This window comes from bacterium (genome assembly GCA_035419245.1).
GTDB lineage: Bacteria > Zhuqueibacterota > Zhuqueibacteria > Residuimicrobiales > Residuimicrobiaceae > JAKPUX01.
Genome location: DAOLSP010000041.1, coordinates 1 through 3,846, shown reverse-complemented (window position 1 = coordinate 3,846; position 3,846 = coordinate 1). Strand labels below are relative to the sequence as shown.

At 56.7% G+C, this 3,846-nt stretch carries 2 protein-coding genes and 1 tRNA gene; all 3 read left to right on the top strand.

Features of this window, described 5'->3' with window-relative positions:
* Positions 1-678 (top strand): FlgD immunoglobulin-like domain containing protein (locus PLH32_18200; protein ID HQJ66541.1); only part of this gene is annotated, 678 nt, incomplete at its 5' end.
* Between the two features lie 2 nt (positions 679-680).
* A complete protein-coding gene (locus PLH32_18195) occupies positions 681-3,653 on the top strand; it encodes a PorV/PorQ family protein (protein HQJ66540.1) in 2,973 nt (990 codons plus the stop codon).
* Positions 3,654-3,769: 116 nt separating this feature from the next.
* Positions 3,770-3,843 (top strand) — tRNA-Met (locus PLH32_18190).
* The last annotated feature ends 3 nt before the right edge of the window (positions 3,844-3,846 follow it).

Genomic DNA, 3,846 nt, shown 5'->3' with positions numbered 1-3,846 from the left:
CAGGTCTGCGATACGCGGGTGCCGCCCCTCTGCGATCAGGGCACCGTCCATATCATCATCACGGCTCCTCCCGTACCCATTCCTTATATCGAAGCCCTTCCGGCTATCGTCACCGTCGGTGAGCCGATTCAGGTGCGCGTCTCGGTCAACCACCCCGTAACAACCTGGGACTTGTGGGTCTATCTCGCCAATAACGAGATCGACAGCACCTACGGCGATGCCTATGTGCACAAGACTATGCTGGCGCCCGGGGAGTGGTTCCGGATAGAACCGGATTATCTCCCCGTCAAATTGGTGACCGCGGCCAAGCAGGAGATGCTTAAGTTCGAGATCCACATCCTGGATGAATATGGCAACCGGGCACGCGCCGAAACCGAAGTGCTGGTGCACGAAGCCAATGATCTGTCGTTGGACCGCAATACCTACGAACCCGATCGGCAAGAGCCCTTACAGATCCGCTTCAGGCTGAGTTCAAGCCGCAATGCGACGCTGGATCTCTATGATATCGCCGGACATCACATCTCCGAGCTGACGGACGCGGTCTATCCGGCAGGATGGACCACCTACTACTGGAACGGTTTAACCAAGCAAGGCATCCGGGTCGGCAGCGGTGTTTACATTGTAACCCTGCGTTCCGAGGAGTACAAGGACTGGAAAAAATTCATGATTGTGAGATAAGCATGGCTTTCGGAATCCATATCAGGCAGCGGAAAGGTCCCTGGATCGGTCGTGCGCTTTTGTTCTCCGTCCTGCTTTCTCTCCCGGCCGCAGGAGCCGCTTTTGCACAGGTGCGCTCCGGCGTCGGTTTTCTTAAAATGATGCCCGGCACGCGGCAGCAGTCCATGGGCGGTGCCTATACCAGTGCGCTCGATGAGATGCACGCCCCGTATGCCAATCCCGGAACCGGCGGACTGCAGCGCCAATGGTACTGGGCGGCTTCCTATACGAAATGGTTTGCGGATGTCTACAACGCCTCCTTTGTCGCCGGCCACCGCGTGCATACGCCCTGGAGCCGTTTCACGCACCTGAATTTGGGTGTAGTCTATCAGGGGGTCCCGGAATTCGACAGTTCGGACAAGATCGTTGAGGCCGCATCCGCCAGTGATTTGCTCGTCTCCGCCAATGTCGGCCAGCCGATCACCCTGCTCAGCCCCAATCTCTCCGCAGGCACCACCTTCAAGTACTACAAGTCCAAGCTAGGACCCTACAATGCCCATTCCTGGATCTATGATCTCGGATTGCTCTATCGCACACCGCGGTTCAATTTCCTTGGTGAGTCGAGTCTGTTGCGCTATGGCATTCTCTCGGGTGGCGTTTCGCTGACCAATCTCGGCAGCGATATCCGCTTCCTTTCCGTGGGAACCCCCTTGCCGAAGGCCGTGCGCGCGGGCCTCTCCTTCAATGCCGGAACGCATAAAGGTTTACAGCTCCAGCTTTCCGCCGACTATCTGAAGCGGCGCGATGAGGGCGAAAACTATGCCTTCGGTGCCGAGGTCGCCTGGGCACAACGCTTCGCCATCCAGGGCGGTTACGATACCAATATGGATCTGATGAACCAGTACACCTTCGGCTTTTCGGTGCGGCTCGACGATCAGGACACCCCGGTCAAGTCGGTCCTCCCGGGCCAGAACAACGCCCTGCGCATCGATCTGGCATCAATTGATGAGAAGGACTTTTTCTCCAACACCTACCGCGGTACCGTCAGTCACATTCCCATCGGACCGGAGTCATTCACTTTCGCCGCCCCCGCCATGGATGCCTGGATCGATACCGGTCAGGTCGAGCTCCGCTGGGGTAACAGCCGCGAACCTGATCTCTATGATGACCTGCACTACGCACTGCTTGTGGATCAGGACAGCAGTAAAATCGCCCGTTTTATGCGCGCCATGGAGAGCGAATTACCGGTGCTGCAGGAGAGTGCCGGTTCCTATCTGGTCTCACGTTTCGATTATACACAAACGGCCCTGACCATGCCGCTGCTCCGCGGCGGCGACTATTACTGGTCGGTCATTGCCTACGATCTCGACTGGCATATGCGGCCGGCGAGCCACCATGGCCGCACTATCGCGCACTTTCACATCCCCGTCACCGATGTGGCCGTGGAGTCCATCACCTTCGATTATTCACCCTGGCTTACCGTGGATGATTATCACGGCATGCTTAAAATTAAAGTGGTCAACAAAGGCGAACGCCTGATCCAGCAGACAGTCCTCAGTCTCACGGATTCGCTCGAATCAACTGCGCTCGGGCTCGCCCAGAATGCACCGGGAACAACGCAGGTTCTCAAGCGGATCAGCCTCAACCAGTTTAAGCCGGGCGAGGAGCGCGTCTTCGATCTAGAGTGGCACACGGTCGACCTGGGACGCCATATGCTCATTGCCAAAGTCGATGAGGAAGGCTCCATCCGCGAGGATGACGAGTCCAATAACCGCTATGCCGCGCAGTTTTTCACGATCCCCAAGGGCTCGATAGCGGCCAAGGACACCGTCACGGCCGTCAATTATGCCACCCGCACCTACGACCTGCCGATCATTACCGAGATCTGCTTCGACTCCTCCAGTGCAAAGGTTAAATACGAATACCTGCACACCAAGGTCATCGGCCCCATCCTCGATACCCTGGCGACGCGCCTGAAAAGCGACCGTACGCTCCAGATCACCTTGCAGGGTTTCGCTGATCCCAATTCGGGAGAGAACGATGTCGCCTTGGCCAACAGGCGCAGCGAGGCGGTGCGCGATTCGATGCTGCTTCTCGGGGTCGAGGCCAGCCAGATTTCCATTATCCCCGGCGAAATGCTGGCCAAGCGCTACATTCCCGCCAAGGCCGAGGATGCCCGTTGGGTTTTCCAGGAACGGCGCTATGTCCGGATCATTGCGGATGACAAGGCCCAGGCCGTGCTGTTCCAACCTATCCCCTTCCGTGACACCGAACACCTGGTCCTGCCGGTCAACTATCTGGCCATCATTCGCGGCTACACGCCGGTCTCGACGGCCAGCCTGGTGCTGAGCAATCCGACGGTGATCGATACCTTCAGCGTCAAGGATTATTTCCAGCGCGGCGATCTCAAGGGTACGCTCGAGTGGAAGATCTCAGAGGAAAAATATCCCGACATCCTGATTTGGCTGGAAAAATCGAGCGACTATAGCATCATCCTCAAGGATTCGCTCGGCCGCGAATTCAAATCGAAACCGCGGACGGTTTATCTGCGCAAGAAGACCTATATCCAGGAGCATACCATCGCATTTCCACTCAAGTTCGATAGCGCCGATCCCCTTTACAATTTTTACTGGGCCAATATCTTCCGTTTTATCCGCAATATCATCACCGAGCCGACTTATCGCTTCCGGTTCTTCGGACATGCCTGCGCGATCGGAGCGGAATGGTATAACCTGAGGCTCTCGCATGAGCGTTCCAAGGCGTTTCACCAGGGGTTCCTGGATTATACCTTCAAGAATTATCCCGAACTCTACGATCGCGTCAAGCGGCAGACCGACCGGCCGCAAGGATTCGGGGAGACCCGGCCAGCAAGCATTATGCGCAGCACCGGCGAAATCACCCTGATCGGTGACAATAGCACGCCGACCGGCCGCAAACTGAATCGCCGGATCGAGATCAATTTCTTCAGCACCGAAAACGTGCTGCGAAAGCAGTAGCTCGACCCGGGGCGCTGAGGCAGCACCCCGTAAGTGAAATTATGCAGCTCGGGCTCCTCTGCGAGAAGAGAAAGTTCTTGACTTTCTCATAAAAAAGTGTAATTTATATGTGCTATCGCGGGGTGGAGCAGTCTGGTAGCTCGTTGGGCTCATAACCCAAAGGCCGCAGGTTCAAATCCTGCCCCCGCTACTA